This window comes from Pantoea sp. YR525 (assembly GCF_900116775.1).
GTDB classification, from domain to species: domain Bacteria; phylum Pseudomonadota; class Gammaproteobacteria; order Enterobacterales; family Enterobacteriaceae; genus Pantoea; species Pantoea symbiotica.
Map to the genome: position 1 here is coordinate 311,565 of NZ_FPBU01000004.1, position 22,325 is coordinate 333,889.

17 protein-coding genes are annotated in these 22,325 nt (G+C 54.9%); 12 read left to right on the forward strand and 5 right to left on the reverse strand.

Annotation, left to right across the window (positions count from 1 at the left end):
• The first annotated feature begins 92 nt into the window (after window positions 1-92).
• The 9 genes from nuoG to BM323_RS10410 all read left to right on the forward strand — a co-directional run bounded on the left by nuoG (window position 93) and on the right by BM323_RS10410 (window position 10,748).
• Window positions 93-2,816 carry an NADH-quinone oxidoreductase subunit NuoG gene (gene nuoG / locus BM323_RS10370; protein WP_036648501.1) on the forward strand — a complete coding sequence of 908 codons (2,724 nt, stop codon included), beginning with the start codon at window positions 93-95 and terminating at the stop codon, window positions 2,814-2,816.
• Window positions 2,813-3,790 (forward strand): NADH-quinone oxidoreductase subunit NuoH, encoded by a 978-nt coding sequence (nuoH, locus tag BM323_RS10375; RefSeq protein ID WP_091003726.1) that lies wholly within the window; start codon window positions 2,813-2,815, stop codon window positions 3,788-3,790. The genes nuoG and nuoH overlap by 4 nt, the downstream gene beginning before the upstream one ends.
• An 11-nt stretch (window positions 3,791-3,801) precedes the next feature.
• On the forward strand, window positions 3,802-4,344 hold the full coding sequence (gene nuoI, locus BM323_RS10380; protein ID WP_007889332.1) for an NADH-quinone oxidoreductase subunit NuoI: 543 nt from the start codon (window positions 3,802-3,804) through the stop codon (window positions 4,342-4,344).
• A gap of 10 nt (window positions 4,345-4,354) precedes the next feature.
• Complete coding sequence (nuoJ, locus tag BM323_RS10385) at window positions 4,355-4,906, forward strand: NADH-quinone oxidoreductase subunit J (protein WP_008105138.1); 552 nt, start codon at window positions 4,355-4,357, stop codon at window positions 4,904-4,906.
• Window positions 4,903-5,205: an NADH-quinone oxidoreductase subunit NuoK gene (nuoK, locus tag BM323_RS10390; protein WP_007889334.1), complete on the forward strand. Its 303-nt coding sequence runs from the start codon at window positions 4,903-4,905 to the stop codon at window positions 5,203-5,205. The genes nuoJ and nuoK overlap by 4 nt, the downstream gene beginning before the upstream one ends.
• Window positions 5,202-7,037: an NADH-quinone oxidoreductase subunit L gene (gene nuoL / locus BM323_RS10395; RefSeq protein WP_008105135.1), complete on the forward strand. Its 1,836-nt coding sequence runs from the start codon at window positions 5,202-5,204 to the stop codon at window positions 7,035-7,037. Before nuoK ends, nuoL begins: the two co-directional genes overlap by 4 nt.
• An 84-nt stretch (window positions 7,038-7,121) precedes the next feature.
• The gene (nuoM, locus tag BM323_RS10400) at window positions 7,122-8,642 is read left to right on the forward strand and encodes an NADH-quinone oxidoreductase subunit M (protein WP_036648497.1); all 1,521 of its coding nucleotides are present in this window, start codon (window positions 7,122-7,124) and stop codon (window positions 8,640-8,642) included.
• A 6-nt stretch (window positions 8,643-8,648) separates the two neighbouring features.
• A complete protein-coding gene (gene nuoN, locus BM323_RS10405) occupies window positions 8,649-10,106 on the forward strand; it encodes an NADH-quinone oxidoreductase subunit NuoN (protein ID WP_008105131.1) in 1,458 nt (485 codons plus the stop codon).
• A gap of 189 nt (window positions 10,107-10,295) precedes the next feature.
• Window positions 10,296-10,748 carry a GNAT family N-acetyltransferase gene (locus BM323_RS10410; RefSeq protein ID WP_008105129.1) on the forward strand — a complete coding sequence of 151 codons (453 nt, stop codon included), beginning with the start codon at window positions 10,296-10,298 and terminating at the stop codon, window positions 10,746-10,748.
• A gap of 29 nt (window positions 10,749-10,777) precedes the next feature.
• On the opposite strand, the gene BM323_RS10415 is transcribed toward BM323_RS10410, so the two are convergent.
• Window positions 10,778-12,436, reverse strand: coding sequence for a glucan biosynthesis protein D (locus tag BM323_RS10415; protein ID WP_008105127.1), 1,659 nt, complete (start codon window positions 12,434-12,436; stop codon window positions 10,778-10,780).
• A gap of 291 nt (window positions 12,437-12,727) precedes the next feature.
• Here BM323_RS10415 and elaB point away from each other — a divergent pair, with 291 nt between their 5' ends.
• Together elaB and BM323_RS10425 are read left to right on the forward strand one after the other, a co-directional pair.
• Entirely contained in the window at window positions 12,728-13,036 is a 309-nt protein-coding gene (elaB, locus tag BM323_RS10420) for a stress response protein ElaB (RefSeq protein WP_008105125.1), read from the forward strand.
• Window positions 13,037-13,181: 145 nt separating this feature from the next.
• Window positions 13,182-14,378: a nicotinamide mononucleotide deamidase-related protein YfaY gene (locus BM323_RS10425; RefSeq protein WP_008105123.1), complete on the forward strand. Its 1,197-nt coding sequence runs from the start codon at window positions 13,182-13,184 to the stop codon at window positions 14,376-14,378.
• A gap of 39 nt (window positions 14,379-14,417) precedes the next feature.
• Here BM323_RS10425 and yfaE read toward each other — a convergent pair whose 3' ends face one another.
• The 4 genes from yfaE to ubiG form a co-directional block, all read right to left on the reverse strand.
• Complete coding sequence (yfaE, locus tag BM323_RS10430; RefSeq protein WP_008105122.1) at window positions 14,418-14,678, reverse strand: class I ribonucleotide reductase maintenance protein YfaE; 261 nt, start codon at window positions 14,676-14,678, stop codon at window positions 14,418-14,420.
• A gap of 2 nt (window positions 14,679-14,680) precedes the next feature.
• Window positions 14,681-15,811: a class Ia ribonucleoside-diphosphate reductase subunit beta gene (nrdB, locus tag BM323_RS10435; protein WP_008105120.1), complete on the reverse strand. Its 1,131-nt coding sequence runs from the start codon at window positions 15,809-15,811 to the stop codon at window positions 14,681-14,683.
• 53 nt (window positions 15,812-15,864) lie between these two features.
• Window positions 15,865-18,150 (reverse strand): class 1a ribonucleoside-diphosphate reductase subunit alpha, encoded by a 2,286-nt coding sequence (gene nrdA / locus BM323_RS10440; protein ID WP_008105118.1) that lies wholly within the window; start codon window positions 18,148-18,150, stop codon window positions 15,865-15,867.
• Window positions 18,151-18,709: 559 nt separating this feature from the next.
• The gene (ubiG, locus tag BM323_RS10445) at window positions 18,710-19,435 is read right to left on the reverse strand and encodes a bifunctional 2-polyprenyl-6-hydroxyphenol methylase/3-demethylubiquinol 3-O-methyltransferase UbiG (RefSeq protein ID WP_008105116.1); all 726 of its coding nucleotides are present in this window, start codon (window positions 19,433-19,435) and stop codon (window positions 18,710-18,712) included.
• Window positions 19,436-19,611: 176 nt separating this feature from the next.
• Here ubiG and gyrA point away from each other — a divergent pair, with 176 nt between their 5' ends.
• Window positions 19,612-22,251 carry a DNA topoisomerase (ATP-hydrolyzing) subunit A gene (gene gyrA, locus BM323_RS10450; protein ID WP_008105113.1) on the forward strand — a complete coding sequence of 880 codons (2,640 nt, stop codon included), beginning with the start codon at window positions 19,612-19,614 and terminating at the stop codon, window positions 22,249-22,251.
• The last annotated feature ends 74 nt before the right edge of the window (window positions 22,252-22,325 follow it).

Consider the following 22,325-nt stretch of genomic DNA (forward strand, 5'->3'; position numbering starts at 1 on the left):
ACACGGAACTCACCTCACGCCGAAATGGCGTGGGGAAAGAATTAGATGTTTAACGCTCGTCTTAGGGCGAGCCTTACGGAAGCATGTTCACTATGGCTACAATCCATGTAGACGGTAAAGAATATGATGTGAACGGAGCGGACAACCTGCTACAGGCGTGTCTCTCTCTGGGCCTTGATATTCCTTATTTTTGCTGGCATCCGGCGCTGGGAAGCGTAGGGGCCTGCCGCCAGTGCGCGGTGAAGCAATTCCAGAATGCCGAAGATACCCGCGGTCGCCTTGTCATGTCCTGCATGACTCCAGCGTCAGACGGCACCTTTATCTCCATCGACGATGGCGAAGCCAAAGAGTTTCGTGAAAGCGTGGTGGAATGGCTGATGACCAACCATCCGCACGACTGCCCGGTGTGTGAAGAGGGCGGTAACTGCCATCTGCAAGATATGACGGTAATGACCGGACACAGTTTCCGTCGTTATCGCTTCACCAAGCGCACCCACCAGAATCAGGATCTCGGTCCGTTCATTTCGCATGAAATGAACCGCTGTATCGCCTGCTATCGCTGCGTGCGCTACTACAAAGATTATGCCGACGGCAAAGATCTCGGCGTTTATGGCGCTCACGACAACGTCTACTTTGGTCGTCCGGAAGATGGCACGCTAGAAAGCGAATTCTCCGGTAATCTGGTGGAAATTTGTCCGACCGGCGTATTTACCGATAAAACGCACTCCGAACGCTATAACCGTAAATGGGATATGCAGTTCGCGCCAAGCATCTGCCAGCAGTGCAGCGTGGGTTGTAATACCAGCCCAGGCGAACGCTATGGTGAATTGCGTCGTATCGAAAACCGTTACAACGGCACCGTAAACCACTACTTCCTGTGCGATCGCGGTCGTTTCGGTTACGGCTACGTCAACCGCAAAGATCGTCCACGTCATCCAGTCCAGCAACGCGGCAACGATTGGGTCAGCCTGAATGCTGAACAAGCGGTGAATGCAGCGGCGGATGTGCTGCGTCGGGCGAAAAAAGTGATCGGTATCGGTTCGCCGCGCGCCAGCATTGAAAGCAACTTCGCGTTGCGTGAGCTGGTTGGTGCAGCGAACTTCTCAACCGGTATGCCAGCAGGTGAGCAGGCTCGCGTTGAGCTGATGCTCAAAGTCCTGCAGGACGGCGGCATCTACACGCCATCACTGCGTGAAATTGAAAGCTACGATGCGGTGCTGGTGCTGGGTGAAGATTTGACTCAGGTCGGCGCGCGCGTAGCGTTGTCGGTGCGTCAGGCAGTAAAAGGCAAAGCACGTGAGATGGCAGCGGCGCAGAAAGTGGCTGACTGGCAGATCGCGGCAATACTTAATATCGGCCAGCATGCCAAACATCCGCTGTTCGTCACCAACGTCGACGAAACCCGCCTGGATGATATCGCTGCGTGGAGCTATCGCGCACCGGTGGAAGATCAGGCGCGTCTTGGCTTCGCGATTGCCAATGCGCTGGATGAAAGCGCGCCGGCAGTCAGCGGCTTCGACAGCAAACTCAACGGCAAAGTTGATGTGGTGGTTCAGGCGTTAGCAGGTGCGAAAAAACCGCTGATTATCTCCGGAACCCATTCCGGTAGCATCGCGATGATTGAAGCCGCAGCTAACGTGGCGAAAGCGCTGAAAGCGCGTGGTGCCGATGTCGGTATTACCTTCCTCGCGGGTGCGGCGAACAGCTTTGGCCTCGGCCTAATGGGCGGCCAATCGCTGGATAGCGCGCTGGAACAGCTGAGCAAAGGCGAAGCTGATGCGCTGGTGGTGCTGGAAAACGATCTCTATCGTCATGCACCTAAAGCCAAAGTCGATGCGGCTCTGGATACTACCGCTAACGTGATTGTGGTCGATCATCAACGTACCGCCACGCTGGAAAAAGCCGGTCTGGTGCTTTCCACCGCCAGCTTCGCAGAGAGCGATGGCACATCTATCAACCACGAAGGTCGCGCGCAGCGCTTCTTCCAGGTTTACGATCCTGCTTATTACGATGACAGCGTAGTGATGCTGGAAAGCTGGCGCTGGTTGCGTTCGCTGCACAGCGCAGTTGAAAGTCGTCACATCGACTGGACTCAGCTGGATCACGTGATTGATGCCACCGTTGCGGCGCTGCCGCAGCTGAAAGGCATTAAGGATGCTGCGCCAGATGCCAGCTTCCGTATCCGCGGTCAAAAACTGGCACGTTCACCGCACCGTAACAGTGGCCGTACTGCGATGCGCGCCAACATCAGCGTGCATGAACCGCGTCAGCCGCAAGATAAAGACACCATGTTTGCCTTCTCCATGGAAGGTAACAACCAACCAAGCGCACCGCGTTCGCAGATTCCATTTGCCTGGGCGCCAGGCTGGAACTCACCTCAAGCATGGAACAAGTTCCAGGCTGAAGTGGGCGGCAAACTGCGTCATGGCGATCCAGGCGTGCGTCTGTTTGAAGCCAGCGACCGTTCACTGCCGTGGTTTACCGCGATTCCGGAAAGTTTTGTTGAAGGCAGCCAGTGGCGCGTCGCACCTTACTATCAGCTGTTTGGTAGCGAGGAGATGACTCAGCGTTCAACCACCTTCCAGAAACGCATGTCGCCAGCCACGCTGGTGATTAACCCGGCTGATGCTGAGAAACTGGGCGTCAATAACGGTGCTTCCGTTGAGCTGGTCTGTGCGGGCGAAACACTGCGCTTGCCGGTACGTTTCTCTGCGTCGCTGCAAGCAGGGCAGGTTGGTTTACCGCTCGGTATGCCGGGCGTGCCGCCGTTCCTCTCAGGTGCGCAAATTGACAAACTGCAGGAGGCCGCGCAATGAGTTGGCTGACACCGGACGTTATTGAAATCCTGATCAACATCGGCAAAGCGCTGGTCATCTTGTTGGTGGTTGTCGGTTGCGGTGCTTTCATGAGTTTCGCCGAGCGTCGTCTGCTCGGCCTGTGGCAGAACCGTTACGGACCGAACCGTGTTGGCTGGGGCGGCTCGCTGCAGCTGGCTGCCGACATTATCAAAATGTTCTTTAAAGAGGACTGGGTTCCACCGTTTACCGACCGCTTCATCTTTACGCTGGCACCGGTTATCGCCTTCGTATCACTGCTGCTGGCCTTCGCCATTGTGCCGGTTTCGCCAACCTGGATGGTCACCGACCTGAACATTGGTCTGCTGTTCTTCCTGATGATGGCGGGTCTGGCGGTGTATGCGGTGCTGTTCGCGGGCTGGTCGAGTAACAACAAATACTCACTGTTGGGTGCGATGCGTGCATCGGCGCAGACGCTGAGCTACGAAGTGTTCCTTGGTTTGTCACTGATGGGCGTGGTGGCGCAAGCCGGCTCGTTCAACATGAATGCCATCGTCGAAAGCCAGGCGCATCTGTGGAACATCATTCCTCAGTTCTTTGGCTTCCTTACCTTCTGCATCGCGGGCGTAGCGGTATGTCACCGTCATCCATTTGACCAACCCGAAGCAGAGCAGGAGCTGGCGGACGGCTACCACATCGAATACGCCGGTATGAAGTTCGGCCTGTTCTTCGTGGGTGAATACGTAGCGATCACCACCGTATCAGCGCTGATCGTGACGCTGTTCTTCGGTGGCTGGCACGGTCCGTTCTTGCCGCCATTCATCTGGTTCGCTCTGAAAACAGCGTTCTTTATGGTGATGTTTATCCTGATTCGTGCTGCGCTGCCGCGTCCACGCTATGACCAGGTGCTGTCGTTCGGCTGGAAAGTGTGTCTGCCGTTGACGCTGTTGAACCTGCTGGCGACCGCCGCAGTGATTCTGTACACCGCGCAGTAAGGGACATTGAGATGACTTTAAAAGATATTGTCGTTGGCTTCGGCACGACAGTGCGCAGTATCTGGATGATAGGCATGCATGCCTTCGCCAAGCGCGAAACCCAAATGTATCCGGAAGAGCCGGTTTACCTGCCGCCACGTTATCGTGGCCGTATCGTGCTGACGCGCGATCCGGACGGCGCAGAGCGTTGCGTTGCCTGTAACTTATGTGCGGTAGCTTGTCCTGTCGGCTGTATCTCACTGCAGAAAGCCGAGACGCAAGATGGACGCTGGTATCCGGAATTCTTCCGCATCAACTTCTCACGCTGCATCTTCTGCGGCCTGTGTGAAGAGGCTTGCCCAACCACCGCGATCCAGCTGACACCCGATTTTGAACTGGGTGAGTTTAAGCGTCAGGATCTGGTGTATGAGAAAGAAGACCTGCTGATTTCCGGTCCGGGTAAATATCCGGAGTACAACTTCTATCGTATGGCTGGTATGGCGATCGACGGAAAAGAGAAGGGCGAAGCGGAAAACGAAGCCAAGCCGATCGACGTCAAAGGGTTGTTACCTTAAGGAGCCAGGTATGGAATTTGCGTTTTATCTTTGCGGACTGGTGGCGGTGTTGACGACGCTGCGCGTCATCACCCACACCAATCCGGTACATGCGCTGCTGTACCTGATCGTTTCGCTGCTGTCCATTGCAGGCGTGTTCTTCTCGATGGGCGCCTACTTCGCCGGTGCGCTGGAAATCATCGTCTACGCGGGCGCCATTATGGTGCTGTTCGTCTTCGTGGTAATGATGTTGAACCTGGGCAAAACCCAGCAGGATCAGGAGCGCGAGTGGCTGAAGCCTTCGCTGTGGATTGGTCCGGGCATCGTCTCTTTACTGCTGCTGGCGGTAATGATTTACGCGATTAGCACAGCAACCGATCAAGGCATTGATGGCACCGTCATCGACGCTAAAGCAGTTGGTATCAGCTTGTTTGGTCCCTATGTTCTGGCGGTTGAGCTGGCATCAATGCTGCTGCTCGCCGGTCTGGTCGTGGCCTTCCATATTGGACGTGAAGAGCGTCATGGCGAAGTGCTGAGCAATCGTCAAGCTGATGCGCAAGCGAATAAGGAGGATCACGCATGATCCCGTTACAACACGGCCTGATGCTGGCCGCTGTGCTGTTTGTTCTCGGCCTGACCTCCGTGGTGCTGCGTCGTAACATCCTGTTTATGCTGATTGGTCTGGAAATCATGATCAATGCCTCCGCGTTAGCGCTGGTGGTAGCTGGCAGCTATTGGGGACAAGCTGATGGTCAGGTGATGTACATCCTGGCGATCAGCCTTGCGGCGGCGGAAGCGAGTATTGGTCTGGCGCTGTTGCTCCAGCTCTATCGTCGTCGTCAGACGCTGAACATTGACACAGTGAGCGAGATGCGCGGATGAATCTTCTCTATTTAACCGTATTATTTCCGCTAATTGGCTTTCTGCTATTGGCGTTTTCACGCGGTCGCTGGTCGGAGAACCTGTCGGCAGCAATCGGTATGGGTTCTGTTGGTCTGGCAGCATTAACCACTATTTATGCCGGTTTCGACTTCTTCAACCAGGGTCAGCAGCCGTTCACGCAGGCGCTGTGGACCTGGATTCACGTCGGCAGCTTCGACATTAAAGTGAATCTGGTGCTGGACGGTCTTTCTCTGACCATGCTGTCCGTCGTCACCGGCGTTGGCTTCTTCATCCACATGTTTGCTTCATGGTACATGCGTGGTGAAGAGGGTTATTCGCGCTTCTTCGCTTACACCAACCTGTTCATCGCGAGCATGGTGGTGTTGGTGCTGGCCGATAACCTGATGCTGATGTATCTCGGCTGGGAAGGCGTGGGCCTGTGCTCATATCTGCTGATTGGCTTCTACTACAGCAATCCAGAGAACGGCAAGGCTGCGATGAAAGCCTTTATTATCACCCGCGTAGGTGATGTGTTCCTCGCTTTCGCCTTGTTCATCCTTTACAACGAGCTGGGCACGCTGAACTTCCGTGAACTGGTTGAACTGGCTCCAGCTCACTTCGCCGCAGACAACCATATGCTGCAGTGGGCAACTCTGATGCTGTTGGGTGGCGCGGTCGGTAAATCTGCACAGCTGCCATTACAAACCTGGCTGGCGGATGCGATGGCCGGTCCTACTCCGGTTTCGGCACTGATTCACGCCGCGACCATGGTGACCGCCGGTGTTTACCTGATTGCACGTACGCACGGCTTGTTCCTGTTAACGCCGGAAGTGCTGCATCTGGTGGGTATCATTGGTGCGATTACCCTGGTGCTGGCAGGTTTTGCGGCGCTGGTGCAAACCGACATCAAACGCGTGCTGGCTTACTCCACCATGAGTCAGATCGGCTACATGTTCCTCGCGCTGGGCGTGCAGGCATGGGACGCGGCGATTTTCCACCTGATGACGCATGCATTCTTTAAAGCTTTGCTGTTCCTCTCTTCAGGCTCGGTCATTCTGGCCTGCCATCACGAGCAGAACATTTTCAAGATGGGCGGCCTGCGTAAAAGCATCCCGCTGGTGTATGTCTGCTTCCTGGTGGGTGGCGCCGCGCTGGCTGCGCTGCCGCTGATCACCGCAGGTTTCTACAGTAAAGATGAAATCCTGTTTGGTGCGATGGCGAATGGTCACATCAATCTGATGGTGGCGGGTCTGGTGGGTGCATTCCTCACCTCGATCTACACCTTCCGCATGATCTTTATCGTGTTCCACGGTGAAGAGAAAATTCATGCTCACGCCGGTAAAGGCATTACTCATCACCTGCCGCTGATTGTTCTGATGGTGCTCTCCACCTTTATTGGTGCGCTGATTACGCCTCCTCTGGCGGGCGTGCTGCCGCAGAACGAGTTTGGTGAAGGCGGCAAAGTGATGCTGGAAATCACCTCAGGCGTAGTGGCTATCGTCGGTATCCTGATCGCTGCAGCGCTGTGGCTGGGTAAACGTCAACTGGTGACCAGCATTGCTAACAGCGCGCCGGGTCGTTTCTTCGGCACCTGGTGGTTCGCGGCCTGGGGCTTCGACTGGCTGTATGACAAGGTGTTTGTAAAACCTTATCTCGGCATTGCCTGGTTACTGAAAAGCGATCCGCTGAATTCACTGATGAACCTGCCTGCGCTGCTGTCGCGCATTGGTAACAAAGGTTTGGTGGTGAGTGAAAACGGTTATCTGCGCTGGTACGTGGCTTCAATGAGTGTCGGTGCCGTTTTGGTACTGGCGCTGCTGCTGGTGATTTAAAGATTGATGAGCGGGGCGGGTTCGCTCGCCCAATTAGAATGTCAAAAATTGCCTGAAGTAAGGCAATAAAAAGGGAAGTTCGCCGTGTTATTACCTTGGCTAATAATTATCCCCTTCGTTGGGGGCTTACTCTGCTGGTTGGCAGAGCGCCTCGGCGCAAAGGTACCGCGCTGGATTGCCATGATCACCATGGGCCTGACGCTAGCGCTTGGCCTGCAGCTGTGGTTGCAGGGAGGCTATTCACTGACGCAGGCTGCGGGCATTCCGCAATGGCAATCGACTTTCTCAGTACCGTGGATTCCGCGCTTTGGCATCAACTTCCATCTGGCGATTGATGGTCTGTCGCTGCTGATGGTGGTGCTGACCGGACTGCTCGGTTTGATGGCGGTGCTGTGCTCCTGGAACGAAATTGAGAAATATCAGGGCTTCTTCCACCTCAACCTGATGTGGATTCTCGGTGGTGTGATTGGCGTGTTCCTCTCCATCGACATGTTCCTGTTCTTCTTCTTCTGGGAAATGATGCTGGTGCCGATGTACTTCCTCATCGCACTTTGGGGCCATAAAGCATCCGACGGTAAAACGCGTATTAGCGCCGCGACCAAGTTCTTCATCTACACCCAGGCATCTGGTCTGATCATGTTGGTGTCGATTCTGGCGCTGGTGTTTGTGCACTACAACGCTACTGGCGTATGGACTTTCAGCTACGAAGAGTTGCTGAAAACGCCGATGTCACACACCGTTGAGTATCTGCTGATGCTCGGCTTCTTCATCGCCTTTGCGGTGAAAATGCCGGTGGTGCCATTACACGGTTGGCTGCCAGATGCGCATAGCCAGGCACCAACCGCTGGTTCGGTTGACCTCGCTGGTATCTTGCTGAAAACTGCGGCCTACGGCTTGCTGCGCTTCAGCCTGCCGCTGTTCCCGAATGCGTCTGCAGAGTTCGCACCGATTGCCATGTGGCTCGGTATCATCGGCATCTTCTACGGTGCATGGATGGCGTTCTCGCAGTTCGATATCAAACGTTTGATTGCTTACACCTCTATTTCGCACATGGGCTTCGTGTTGATCGCCATCTACACCGGCAGCCAACTGGCCTTCCAGGGCGCAGTAATTCAGATGATTGCGCACGGTCTTTCTGCTGCGGCACTGTTCATCTTGTGCGGTCAGCTGTATGAGCGTCTGCATACCCGCGACCTTCGTCAGATGGGCGGTTTGTGGTCACGTATCAAATGGATTCCGGGCCTGTCACTGTTCTTTGCGGTTGCGAACCTCGGTATGCCGGGCACCGGTAACTTTGTTGGCGAATTCATGATTCTGACCGGCAGTTTCCAGGTGGTGCCGGTGATTATCGTCATCGCAACCTTTGGTCTGGTGTTTGCTTCGGTTTACTCCCTGATCATGATGCAGCGCGCTTACTTCGGCGAAGCCAAGTCGAAAGATCCGCTGCCAGGCATGTCACCGCGTGAGTTCCTGACTATCGGCGTATTGGTGGTGTTGCTGGTGCTGCTGGGGATTTATCCACAGCCAATCCTCGACACATCCCATGCTGCGATGAGCAATATTCAGCAGTGGTTTACCGCTTCAATTTCAACTACAAGGCCGTAATTCGCCATGACAATAACTCCTCAACATCTGATCGCGTTACTGCCGCTGTTGATCGTCGGATTGACGGTGGTGGTGGTGATGCTGTCCATTGCGTGGCGACGCAATCACTTTGTTAATGCCACGTTGACGGTGATCGGACTTAACATTGCGCTGTTTTCTCTGTGGTTTGTTGGCCAGGCGGGAGCGATGGACGTCACGCCGCTGCTGCGCGTTGATGGCTATTCGATGTTCTACACCGCGTTGGTGGTGCTGGCGAGTTTAGCCACCTGCACCTTTGCTTATCCGTGGCTGGCCGGTTTCCCGGACAACAAAGATGAGTTCTATCTGCTGGTGCTGATTGCGGCACTCGGCGGGATTGTGCTGGCGAGCGCCAACCATCTGGCGGCGCTGTTCATCGGCATCGAACTGCTGTCACTGCCGCTGTTTGGTTTGATTGGTTATGCTTTCCGCCAAAAACGTTCACTGGAAGCGTCACTGAAATACACCATCCTGTCGGCGGCGGCCTCATCGTTCCTGCTGTTCGGTATCGCGCTGATTTATGCTGATTCTGGCAGCCTGAGCTTTGTGCAGCTGGGCAAAAGTCTGAGCGATAGCATGATTCAGGAGCCGCTGTTGCTGCTGGGTCTGGGCATGATGATTATCGGTCTGGGCTTCAAACTGTCGCTGGTACCGTTCCACCTGTGGACGCCGGACGTTTATCAGGGTGCGCCTGCGCCGGTTTCAACCTTCCTCGCCACCGCCAGCAAGATCGCCATCTTTGGCGTGATTATGCGCCTGTTCATGTACGCACCAGTTACAGACAGCGAAGCCGTTCGCACCGTGCTGGGCATCATTGCCTTCGCGTCTATTCTGTTCGGTAACCTGATGGCGATTTCCCAGAGCAACATCAAGCGTCTGCTTGGTTACTCCTCAATCGCGCACCTTGGTTATCTGTTGGTGGCGCTGATCGCGGTGAAAACCCATCAGCTGTCGCTGGAAACTGCAGGCGTATATCTGGCCGGTTACCTGTTCAGCAGCCTGGGCGCGTTCGGCGTAGTAAGCCTGATGTCGAGCCCGTATCGCGGTCCGGATGCCGACACGCTGTATTCCTATCGCGGTCTGTTCTGGCATCGTCCGATTCTGTCTGCGGTCATGACGGTAATGATGTTGTCACTGGCCGGTATCCCAATGACGCTCGGCTTCATCGGTAAGTTCTACGTTATCGCCTCGAGTGTGAACGCACACCTGTGGTGGTTGAGTGGTGCGGTGGTTGCAGGTAGTGCGATTGGTCTTTACTACTATCTGCGCGTAACGGTAAGTCTGTATCTCAGCCCGCCGGAACTGCACAACCGCGACACGCAAGCCAACTGGGCGTTTACTGCGGGCGGTGTTGTGGTGCTGATCTCTGCGATTCTGGTATTGCTGCTCGGTGTTTATCCGCAGCCGCTGATTACACTGGTGCAGATGGCTCAGCCGCTGATGTAATAAAGACTCGCATCATGACTGAATCAGGCCTTCGGGCCTGATTTTTTTTGCCTGCAATTCACGGTGTAGTGAGAGATTGAGCACAGAGTCACCACGAGGTTTTCAGCTGCCGCTGCTGCTCACTGCGTTTGGCGTAGCCGGTGTGATATTCTCAACGGATCACTTTTTTTGCTCAGACAAGGAAGCACCATGGAAATGCTTTGGCTTGATTGCCACCACAGTGAACTGACGACGCAGCAACTCTACACGCTGCTGGCGCTGCGCAATCATGTCTTCATCGTGGAACAAAACTGTCCGTATCAGGATATTGATGGTCAGGATTTAGCCGCTGATAACCGCCACATTTTGGGATTCCTCGACGGTAAGCTGCTGGCCTATGCACGGGTGTTAACGCCCGCGCTAGACTCTGCGCCTGTGCTGATTGGCCGTGTCATCGTTTCTGAAGAGGCGCGCGGTTTGAAGCTGGGATATCGCTTGATGGAGAAGGCGCTGGAGAGCTGCGAGAAGCATTGGTCGCAGCGCGCTATCTATCTCTCAGCGCAGGCACATCTGGAAGGTTTCTACGGTCGTCTGGGCTTTAAAGCAGTAACCGAAGTGTATATGGAAGATGACATTCCCCACATCGGTATGCAGAAAGCATAACGGCGAGGATTGCTCCTCGCCGTTAATCATCAGCCCGGCGTCATCTGCCGGTCATCAACATATTTGCGTTGATCCGGCGGCGGCGGGAAGTACTGATAGAGCCAGGTTTCACTCAGCGTCTCATCCTTAGTACGCAGGAACAGGCGCATATCAACCGGTTTGGTCGAGTCGCTATTCGGATACCAGTCAAACAGAATGCGGTAACCGTTCAGCGGCTCGACGTAGAGAATCTCAACCTGCTTGAATGTGCCTTCTGAAACGGTAATCACCGGCTCAATGCCTTTCGGCGCTGCGGCTTTCAGATCGCCACCGACAAAATCAATGGCAAAGCGACGAGACCAGGTTTCCGGGAAGTGTTCGCCTGGCGCCCAACCTTCCGGGAAGCCACCGATACCGGTGCGAGTGGCATCGACACGCGCCAAACCACTGCGCACTGGCGGCAACTGACTCCAGTAGAGCTTGTACTGGAAGTTGAACTCGCTGCCGGCTTTCACCGGTTCTGACGGCTGCCAGAAGCACACCACGTTATCCAGCGTTTCACCGGTGGTTGGAATCTCCATTACGTTAATGGCGCCTTTGCCCCATTTACCAATCGGTTCCACCCACAGGCTTGGACGTTTGTCGTACCAGCCAATCACATCCTGATAATTTTTGAAGTCATGATCCAGCTGCAACAGGCCAAAACCACGCGGGTTTTCGTCCTGATAGGCGTTGAACTGCAAACGCTGCGGGTTGTTCAGTGGACGCGCAATCCATTCGCCTTCACCGGTCCACATCGCCAGGCGATCGGAGTCGTGAATTTGCGGATGGTAAGTGTTGCACATGCGGCGCTCGTTGGTGCCACAGCTGAACATGCTGGTCATCGGCGCGATGCCGAGCTGGCGGATGTCGTTACGTGCAAACAGGTGGTTTTCTACCTCCATCACCACGCGTTTTTCTTCGCAGTGAATGGTGAACTTATACGCACCGGTAACGCTCGCGCCATCCAGCAGGGCATAAACTACAAAAGTGGTGTCATCCGCTTTTGGTGTTTCAAACCAGAATGCGGTGAAGTCCGGGAACTCTTCTTTGCCGTTGCTAAACGTGTTGACCGCCACGCCGCGTGCGGAGAGCCCGTACTGGAAGGTCTCATCCACCGCGCGGAAATAGCTGGCACCGAGGAATGAGACGATATCGCGGCGCGCCAGTTCTGGCTTCTTGAACGCGCGGAAACCGGCAAAGCCGAGATCGGTTTTACCCACCAGCTGTTTGGTATCAACGTTGGCGTTGTGATAATTGAACAGCTCCGGGCGGAAGTGGATCTCACGTGCTTCGCGGCTGTCGGCATCGACTGAGAACATGCGGATGCGGCGCTTGAAGCCCATACCGACGTGGAAGAATTGCACGTCCAGCTCACGATCGGCGATGTTGTTCCACAGCGAGTGATTAGCGTCGTACTGAATTTCGTTATAGGCCTGCGGAGTTAGATTGGCCAGGGTGTCGGGCAAGGGGCCGGGTGCGCCGCCCCAGGGCTGTTTTGCCAGTGCGGAGGCTTTCTTTTTCAGTGAGTCGAAATCGAAGCGCACTGCGGTACCGTCGGCGATACCATCATCAGCCCAGGCGGATTGTGCAAACAGCGTGGAGAGACCCGTCATGCCGCTAACAGCGGAGAGGGCCATGGACGCTTTCATAAATTTTCTACGATTCATGCCGGAAATCTAATCCTTAGCTGCTCGGGTGTATTTTGACTCTCGTAAGACGAGAAACGTCTGACTACAGGGGGTTACGACAGTCGTGGAAATAAAAAATTCAGTCTGCGGAAAATTTATCAGATTAATCAAATAAGCGAAGCAGAATTCGCGCCACTCGGCCGTGCATGACACAACTTTGCATTGAGATGGACGAAACTCGGTTAAATCCTGGCAGTCGCCGTCCAGCAAAGCTGGAATTTAAGACTATAGTTAAACCACAACGAGTTAGGAACATGGAGGAACTACATAGTGTCATCTTCAGACCAATTTGAAACGCACCTTGACGACGACCTGGCGCTGCTGACGGAAACGCTGGAAGAAGTGTTACGCGCATCTGGCGATCCGGCCGATCAGAAATACATCGAACTGAAACTCAAAGCTGAACAAGCGCTGGAAGACGTTAAATCGCGCGTTAGCCAGGCGTCAGACAGCTATTACTATCGTGCCAAAAACGCGGCTTACCGCGCCGATGATTATGTGCACGAAAAACCGTGGCAGGGGATTGGCATCGGTGCCGCCGCTGGCCTGTTTGTCGGTTTACTGCTGGCTCGACGTTAAGTTCCAACGGGCGCGACCCGCTTCGCGCCCGCTTCCTGATTATCCCGCCGCTTATTCCCGCTAAATCCCTGTTTCGCATCATCCGCGATTGTGTTTCGCCTGCGCGCTTCCTACAGTAAAGCGACAGGGAAAAGGAGAACGCAACGTGATACGTGTAGAAATGCTCTCAACGGGCGATGAAGTGTTACATGGGCAGATTGTCGATACCAACGCCGCCTGGCTGGCCGATGTGCTGTTCCAGCACGGTTTGCCGATGACCAGCCGCAGCACCGTCGGTGATGCGATGAGCTCGCTGGTGGAGGCGCTGCAGAGCCGCAGCCAGATTGCAGACGTGCTGATCGTTAACGGCGGTTTAGGACCGACCAGTGACGATCTCAGCGCGCAGGCCGCAGCCATTGCCAGCGGCAGCGAGTTAGTCATTCAGCAAGAGTGGCTGGAAAAAATGGAAGCCTGGTTCGCCAGTCGCGGACGCGTGATGGCGCCGAGCAATCGCAAGCAGGCAGAAATCCCCGCCATCGCCGAGATGCTGGATAACCCGGTCGGCACCGCGTGCGGTTTTGCCATGCAGCTCAATCGCTGCTGGATTTTTTTCACGCCCGGCGTGCCGTCGGAATTTAAAGTGATGGTCGAGCAGGAGATCATTCCGCGCCTTAAAGCACGCTTTGAATTGCCGGAGCCACCGTTGTGTCTACGCCTCACCACCTTTGGCCGTGGCGAGAGTGATATTGCCGCCGAGCTGGAGCCGCTACCGCTGCCGGAAGGCGTGGTAATGGGCTATCGCTCATCGATGCCGATTATTGAAATCAAACTCACCGGACCCGCCAGCCAGCGCGTGGCGATTGAGCAAGTGTGGCAGCAGGTAAAACTGTTGCTGGCTGAGTGCACCATCTTTGAAGGCACCGAAGGTTTACCGGCGCTGCTGGCGCGCGAGTTGCAGCAGCGCGGCTTCCAGTTGGCGCTGAGCGAGCAGTTCACCGCCGGTTTGCTTAACTGGCAGCTGGCCGCTGCAGACGTTGCGCTCAGCAAAGCAGAGATTCTGCCGCCGCAGGATGAAGATCTGGTAACTCAGGTTGCGCGCACGCGTGATTGGGCGAAACAGCAGGGCGCGGAGCTGGCATTGTCGGTAGGAAATTTAGTCGAAGGCGAAGTGTCGATTGCGCTGCATACACCCGAAGCGAGCTGGGGCCAACGCGTGAAGTTCACCCATGGACGTCATAACGTGGAAACGCGGCAGAGAGTGGTGGCGATGATGGCGATGAACATGTTGCGTCGCTGGCTGCACGGCAGCGAAGTCAGCACCGGGCACGGTTGGATTGATATTCTAGAAACAGTCAAAAACTAACGCGCTGTAGGGTCGCCATTCATGGCGACCCTACCAAAATCACAACTCGATCTCAATCTCCCCTTTGGCGCGACAGCAGCACGGCAAAATCTCGCCTTGCTGCACAAACGCCAACGGGGTTTCCGCATAATCCACTTCGCCTTTCAGCAAGCGCATACGGCAAGAGCCGCAGTAGCCTTCGCGACACTGAAACTCAACGCACAGATTATTGGCTTCCAGCGTCGTCAGCAGATTGGGATGATCTTCTGCGCACTCCAGCCGGGAGCCGGAGCTACGCAGAATAACAACAGAGCGGCTCATGCTTACAGCTGGAAGCCGTCGAAATCGTCTTCGCCCACTTCAGAATCAATCTGACCGACCAAATACGAGCTCACTTCAACTTCCTGCGGTGCAACCTGCACGTTGTCCGACACCAGCCACGAGTTGATCCATGGAATCGGGTTCGAACGCGTCTGGAACGGCAGATCAAGACCGACCGCCTGCATACGGATGTTGGTGATGTACTCAATGTACTGGCACAGAATGTCTTTGTTCAGGCCAATCATTGAACCGCCACTGAACAGATATTCTGCCCACTCTTTTTCCTGCTCGGCTGCCTTCTTGAACAGGTCGTAGCATTCGTCGCGGCACTCTGCGGCGATGGCTTTCATCTCTGGATCGTCTTCACCAGTGCGCAGCAGGTTCAGCATGTGCTGGGTGCCGGTCAGATGCAGCGCTTCATCGCGTGCAATCAGCTTGATGATTTTGGCGTTACCTTCCATCAGCTCGCGCTCGGCGAAAGCAAATGAACAGGCGAAGCTGACGTAGAAGCGAATCGCTTCCAGCGCGTTGACGCTCATCAGGCAGATATAGAGCTGCTTTTTCAGATCGCGCAGGTTAACGGTAACGGTTTTACCATTCACCTGATGCGTACCTTCGCCCAGCAGATGCCAGTAGCTGGTCATCTCGATCAGATCATCGTAGTACTTCGAGATATCTTCGGCGCGCGCCAGAATCTGCTCGTTGGTGACGATATCGTCAAACACCACCGCCGGATCGTTAACGATGTTACGGATGATGTGGGTGTAAGAGCGCGAGTGAATGGTCTCGGAGAACGCCCAGGTTTCAATCCAGGTTTCCAGCTCAGGGATGGAAATCAGCGGCAGCAGCGCCACGTTCGGGCTACGGCCCTGAATCGAGTCCAGCAGCGTTTGATACTTCAGGTTGCTAATGAAGATGTGCTTTTCATGCTCCGGCAGCGCCTGGTAATCGATACGATCGCGCGAGACGTCGACTTCTTCCGGACGCCAGAAGAAGGAGAGTTGCTTTTCGATCAGCTTTTCAAAGATGTCATATTTCTGCTGATCGAAACGGGCAACGTTGACTGACTGGCCGAAGAACATCGGTTCTAACAGCTGGTTATTCTTGTTCTGCGAGAATGTGGAGTAAGCCATTTTGAGTCCAAATGTGAAGAGGGCCGACCAATGCCGGCCCTGACAAGATGAGATTAGATCTTACAAGCGCCGCTTTCGCAGCCATCATCCTGAATGGAAGGCGCCATATCGTCCTGTGCATCTTCCGCACCGTCGCGGGTGTTTTGATAGTACAGGGTTTTCACGCCGAACTTGTACGCGGTCAGCAGGTCTTTCAGCAACTGTTTCATCGGCACTTTGCCATTAGCAAAACGGCTCGGATCGTAGTTGGTGTTCGACGAAATCGCCTGATCGATGAACTTCTGCATTACGCCAACCAGCTGCAGATAACCGTCGTTAGACGGCATTTCCCACAGCAGTTCGTACTGATCTTTCAGACGCTCATACTCAGGCACCACCTGACGCAGAATGCCGTCTTTCGAAGCTTTGATGCTGATGTGTCCGCGCGGCGGCTCAATACCGTTAGTGGCGTTTGAAATCTGCGAAGAGGTTTCAGACGGCATCAGCGCGGAGAGCGTTGAGTTGCGCAGACCGTGCGTGGTGATGGACTCACGCAGACCTTCCCAATCCAGATGCAGCGGCTCGTTGCACACCGCGTCGAGATCCTTTTTATAGGTATCGATCGGCAGAATGCCCTGCGAGTAAGTGGTCTCTTTGAACCACGGGCAGGCACCTTGCTCTTTTGCCAATTCGTTCGAGGCTTTCAACAGATAGAACTGAATCGCTTCGAAGGTTTTGTGCGTCAGGTTGTTCGCGCTGCCATCGGAGTAGCGCACGCCGTTTTTCGCCAGATAATACGCGTAGTTGATCACGCCAATACCCAACGTACGACGGCCCATAGCGCCACGTTGTGCTGCCGGGATTGGGTAATCCTGATAATCCAGCAGCGCATCCAGTGCACGCACCGCAAGGGTGGCCAGCTCATCCAGATCGTCAAGGCTGTTAATCGCGCCAAGGTTAAAGGCAGACAGCGTACACAGGGCGATTTCGCCGCTTTCGTCATTGACGTCGTTCAGCGGTTTGGTCGGCAGTGCGATCTCGAGGCACAGGTTCGACTGGCGAACTGGCGCGATGCTTGGATCGAACGGGCTGTGCGTGTTGCAGTGATCGACGTTCTGGATGTAGATACGGCCAGTTGAAGCACGTTCCTGCATCATCAGTGAGAACAGCTCAACGGCTTTCACGCGCTGCTTGCGGATGCTGTCGTCTTTCTCGTATTTGGTGTACAGACGCTCGAACTCGTCCTGATCGGCGAAGAACGCATCGTACAGGCCAGGCACGTCAGACGGGCTGAACAGCGTGATGTCTTCACCTTTCAGCAGGCGGGTGTACATCAGTTTGTTGATCTGTACGCCGTAATCCATGTGACGCACGCGGTTGCCTTCAACACCACGGTTGTTTTTCAGCACCAGCAGGCTTTCAACTTCCAGATGCCACATTGGGTAGAACAGCGTCGCTGCACCACCGCGCACGCCGCCTTGAGAGCAGGACTTCACGGCGGTCTGGAAATGTTTGTAGAACGGAATACAACCGGTGTGGAATGCTTCGCCACCGCGAATCGGGCTGCCCAGCGCACGAATGCGGCCAGCGTTGATGCCGATACCGGCGCGCTGGGAAACGTATTTCACAATGGCGCTAGAGGTGGCATTGATGGAGTCGAGGCTGTCGCCGCACTCAATCAGTACGCAAGAGCTGAACTGGCGCGTAGGGGTACGCACGCCGGACATGATTGGCGTTGGCAGTGAGATCTTAAAGGTTGAGATCGCATCGTAGAAGCGCTTCACATAGTCCATACGGGTTTCGCGCGGGTAGCCAGAGAACAGGCACGCCGCCACCAGGATGTAGAGGAACTGGGCGCTTTCGTAGATTTCGCCGCTGACGCGGTTCTGCACCAGATATTTCCCTTCCAGCTGCTTAACCGCTGCGTAGGAGAAATTCATGTCGCGCCAATGGTCGATAAACTCGTCCATCTGCTCGAACTCTTCGGTGCTGTAATCTTCCAGCAGATGACGGTCGTATTTGCCCATCTCCACCATCTTCACCACCTGATCGTACAGCTTCGGCGGCTCAAACTGACCGTAAGCTTTTTTACGCAGGTGGAAGATAGCCAGACGCGCGGCCAGGTATTGGTAATCCGGCGCATCACGAGAGATCAGGTCTGCGGCAGCCTTGATGATGGTCTCATGAATATCAGAGGTTCTGATGCCATCGTAGAACTGAATGTGTGAGCGCAGTTCAACCTGTGAAACGGAAACGTTGTTCAGCCCTTCGGCTGCCCAATCCAGTACACGGTGAATTTTGTCGAGATCAATGCGCTCCTGGCGGCCATCGCGTTTAGTAACGAGCAGACTTTGGTTCATGTCGCGTTTTTACCTGTCCATGCATGAATGACGTATTTATCCCCCATCTATGCACAAGGTTTATGCACAAGCCGCTCGTTGTGAGTAAGCCTGTGGATAAACACTATATATAGGGGGTGCGGGAAGTTTGAACAACAATATGGTGAGTATTCTAGTCAGCAATCTCTTCTTAACAAGAGTTGATTTTCACTAAAAAATCGTCCTTAGCGGCTGGCTAAAATCCTGGATCCGCATGCCGCAAGGCCTGCACTTAGTGTCAACCGCTCAGCACTTTTTTTTCACTTTATGATCGGACGCGTGTTTCTTGCTCAACCATCGTGCTTACGGAATTTTCTTAGATGAAAAAAGCCCCGACAAGGCCGCCAGCAGCGAACTTATCTAAAATTGCTTATGAATTTTTTGTGACTTGCTTAGCCTATAAAAAAGAGTGGTACGCGTCTAAAAGGAAATTGATCTGGATAAGGCCAACATCGGGTGAGAAGAGGTCGCCATGAATGGCGACCCTACGAAACCCGTGCGACTTTTCGTAGGGTGCGCATTCATGCGCACCAGGAAGACATCACTCCTGACGATGCGTATGAATCATATAGTTAACATCGACACCGCGCCCCAAACGGAACTGGTTGGTCAACGGATTGTAGTGCAGGCCAATCATGTTTCTTTCACGCAGCGGGGTTTCATCGACCCAGTTCAGCAACTCGGCAGGACGGATGAACTTCTTCACGTCGTGCGTCCCGCGCGGCACCATGCGCAGCACATACTCGGCACCAAACACTGCCAGCAGCCAGGCTTTTGGATTGCGGTTGATGGTGGAGAAGAACACTTCGCCGCCGGGCTTCACCAGCTGCGCGCAGGCCAATACCACCGAGCGCGGATCCGGCACATGCTCGAGCATCTCCATGCAGGTCACCACATCATATTGCCCGGCGTGGCTTGCGGCGTGATCTTCCACGGTTTGCTGCACGTAGTTAACACTAACGCCGCTCTCCAGCGCGTGCAGACGCGCCACTTCCAGCGGATCCGCGCCCATATCCAGGCCAGTAACCTCAGCGCCTTCACGCGCCATGCTCTCCGCCAGAATGCCGCCGCCGCAGCCGACATCGAGCACTTTCTTACCGAACAGGCCATTGCTGTGCTGCGCTATCCAGCCGAGTCGCAGGGGATTGATACGGTGCAACGGCTTAAATTCACCCTCTAAATCCCACCAGCGGGATGCCACGGCCTCAAACTTAGCAATCTCGGCGTGGTCAACGTTCTGGCGGCTTTCCTGCGGTTGTTCACTCATTGAATCATCACTCCAGACAAAATATTCCCTCAGTATAAACGCTTAAGTCACGCGAACGCATCTCTCACGCTAAAGGAAAAGCGGGATTAAGGCCTGGTTAACGTTCACCGAAGGGAAGCGATGTGATATACTTTCGCACCTTTAAATCCGGGATTATGTAGAGGGATAGCGGCTCCATGAGCGACCTTGCGAGAGAAATTACACCGGTCAATATCGAAGAAGAGTTAAAAAACTCCTACCTCGATTACGCCATGTCGGTCATTGTTGGCCGAGCCTTACCCGATGTGCGTGATGGTCTGAAGCCGGTACACCGCCGTGTGCTTTTTGCCATGAGCGAACTGGGCAACGACTGGAATAAACCCTATAAAAAATCCGCCCGTGTGGTCGGTGACGTCATCGGTAAATATCACCCGCACGGCGATTCCGCGGTATACGAAAGTATCGTGCGTATGGCCCAGCCATTCTCCCTGCGCTACATGCTGGTTGACGGTCAGGGTAACTTTGGTTCGGTCGACGGCGACTCCGCCGCAGCGATGCGTTATACCGAAGTGCGCATGGCAAAGATCTCTTCGGAGCTGCTGGCTGACCTGGAAAAGGAAACCGTCGATTTCGTGCCGAACTATGACGGCACCGAGCAGATCCCTGAAGTCCTGCCAACTAAAATTCCTAACCTGCTGGTAAACGGTTCTTCCGGTATCGCGGTAGGTATGGCAACCAACATTCCACCGCACAACCTCACGGAAGTGATCAACGGCTGTCTGGCCTTCATCGAAGATGAAGACATCACCGTTGAAGGTTTGATGGAGCACATCACCGGGCCAGATTTCCCGACCGCTGCGTTCATCAATGGTCGTCGCGGTATCGAAGAAGCCTATCGCACCGGGCGCGGTAAAATTTACATCCGCGCACGTGGCGAAGTGGAAACCGATGCCAAGACCGGCCGTGAAACCATCATCGTGCACGAACTGCCGTATCAGGTGAACAAAGCGCGCCTGATCGAGAAGATCGCCGAGCTGGTGAAAGAGAAGCGCGTGGAAGGCATCAGCGCACTGCGTGACGAATCTGACAAAGACGGCATGCGTGTTGTCATTGAGATCAAACGCGATGCGGTCGGTGAAGTGGTTCTCAACAACCTCTACTCGCTGACCCAGCTGCAGGTCTCATTCGGCATCAACATGGTGGCGCTGCATCAGGGCCAGCCGAAGATCATGACGCTGAAAGGCATCATCGAAGCCTTCGTACGTCACCGTCGCGAAGTGGTTACGCGTCGTACCATTTTCGAACTGCGTAAAGCGCGCGATCGTGCTCACATCCTTGAAGGCCTGGCGATTGCGCTGGCGAACATCGATCCGATCATCGAACTGATTCGTCGTGCACCAACGCCAGCCGAAGCGAAACTGGGCCTGCTGGCACAGTCGTGGGATCTGGGTAACGTTGCCGCGATGCTGGAACGTGCCGGCAACGATGCCGCGCGTCCGGAGTGGCTGGAAGCCGAGTTTGGTATTCGCGATGGTCAATATTATCTGACCGAACAGCAAGCGCAGGCGATTCTGGATCTGCGTCTGCAGAAACTGACCGGCCTTGAGCACGAAAAACTGCTCGACGAATACAAAGAGCTGCTGGATCAGATCGCTGAGCTGCTGCACATCCTGCAGAGCGCAGAGCGCCTGATGGAAGTGATCCGTGAAGAGCTGGAGCTGATGCGCGATCAGTTCGGCGATGCACGTCGTACTGAAATCACCGCGAACAGTGCAGACATCAACATCGAAGACCTGATTAATCAGGAAGACGTTGTGGTGACGCTGTCGCATCAGGGTTATGTCAAATACCAACCGCTGACGGACTATGAAGCCCAGCGTCGCGGTGGTAAAGGCAAATCCGCCGCACGTATTAAAGAAGAAGACTTTATCGATCGTCTGCTGGTGGCCAACACCCACGACACTATTCTGTGCTTCTCCAGCCGTGGCCGTCTCTATTGGATGAAGGTCTATCAGCTGCCGGAAGCCAGCCGTGGTGCGCGCGGTCGTCCAATCGTCAACCTGTTGCCGCTGGAAGCCAACGAACGTATCACCGCCATTCTGCCGGTGCGTGAATATACCGAAGGCTTCAACATCTTCATGGCCACCGCGAGCGGTACCGTGAAGAAAACCGCCTTGCAAGAGTTCAGCCGTCCGCGTAGCGCGGGCATCATCGCCATCAACCTGCGTGAGGATGATGAGCTGATTGGTGTAGCGCTGACCAACGGTAGCGACGAAGCGATGCTGTTCTCTGCCGCCGGTAAAGTGGTGCGCTTCGCTGAGACTGCGGTACGTGCGATGGGCCGTTCGGCTTCGGGCGTGCGCGGTATCAAGCTGGCTGAAAGCGACAAAGTGGTGTCGCTGATTGTGCCACGCGAAGAGGGCGCGATCCTCACCGTGACGCAGAATGGTTACGGTAAACGTACCGCCAATACTGAGTATCCAACCAAGTCGCGTGCGACGCAGGGCGTGATCTCGATTAAAGTCACCGATCGTAACGGGCCGGTTATCGGTGCGGTACAGGTGGTGGATGGCGATCAGATCATGATGATCACCGATGCTGGTACGCTGGTGCGTACTCGCGTGTCGGAAGTCAGCGTGGTTGGCCGTAACACCCAAGGCGTGATTCTGATCCGTACTGCGGAAGATGAAAACGTGGTGGGTCTGCAACGCGTTGCTGAGCCGGTGGAAGAGGAAGAACTCGACGCCATCGACGGTAGCGTAGCGGAAGGCGAGGATGATATCGCGCCGGAAGTGGACAGCGACGACGAAGCACCAGAAGCTGACGACGAAGAGTAATTCGTAACGGCTTTATGAAACGGCAGGTCAGGAACTGACCTGCCGTTTTTTTATCTGAGTTTTCCGCTAAAGGC

Bases quoted from the DNA above. Each gene is read 5' to 3' on its own strand.
- nuoG (WP_036648501.1), top strand. From the start codon at position 93: ATGGCTACAATCCATGTAGACGGTAAAGAATATGATGTGAACGGAGCG.
- nuoH (WP_091003726.1), top strand. From the start codon at position 2,813: ATGAGTTGGCTGACACCGGACGTTATTGAAATCCTGATCAACATCGGC.
- nuoI (WP_007889332.1), top strand. From the start codon at position 3,802: ATGACTTTAAAAGATATTGTCGTTGGCTTCGGCACGACAGTGCGCAGT.
- nuoJ (WP_008105138.1), top strand. From the start codon at position 4,355: ATGGAATTTGCGTTTTATCTTTGCGGACTGGTGGCGGTGTTGACGACG.
- nuoK (WP_007889334.1), top strand. From the start codon at position 4,903: ATGATCCCGTTACAACACGGCCTGATGCTGGCCGCTGTGCTGTTTGTT.
- nuoL (WP_008105135.1), top strand. From the start codon at position 5,202: ATGAATCTTCTCTATTTAACCGTATTATTTCCGCTAATTGGCTTTCTG.
- nuoN (WP_008105131.1), top strand. From the start codon at position 8,649: ATGACAATAACTCCTCAACATCTGATCGCGTTACTGCCGCTGTTGATC.
- BM323_RS10410 (WP_008105129.1), top strand. From the start codon at position 10,296: ATGGAAATGCTTTGGCTTGATTGCCACCACAGTGAACTGACGACGCAG.
- BM323_RS10415 (WP_008105127.1), bottom strand. From the start codon at position 12,436: ATGAATCGTAGAAAATTTATGAAAGCGTCCATGGCCCTCTCCGCTGTT.
- yfaE (WP_008105122.1), bottom strand. From the start codon at position 14,678: ATGAGCCGCTCTGTTGTTATTCTGCGTAGCTCCGGCTCCCGGCTGGAG.
- nrdB (WP_008105120.1), bottom strand. From the start codon at position 15,811: ATGGCTTACTCCACATTCTCGCAGAACAAGAATAACCAGCTGTTAGAA.
- nrdA (WP_008105118.1), bottom strand. From the start codon at position 18,150: ATGAACCAAAGTCTGCTCGTTACTAAACGCGATGGCCGCCAGGAGCGC.
- ubiG (WP_008105116.1), bottom strand. From the start codon at position 19,435: ATGAGTGAACAACCGCAGGAAAGCCGCCAGAACGTTGACCACGCCGAG.
- gyrA (WP_008105113.1), top strand. From the start codon at position 19,612: ATGAGCGACCTTGCGAGAGAAATTACACCGGTCAATATCGAAGAAGAG.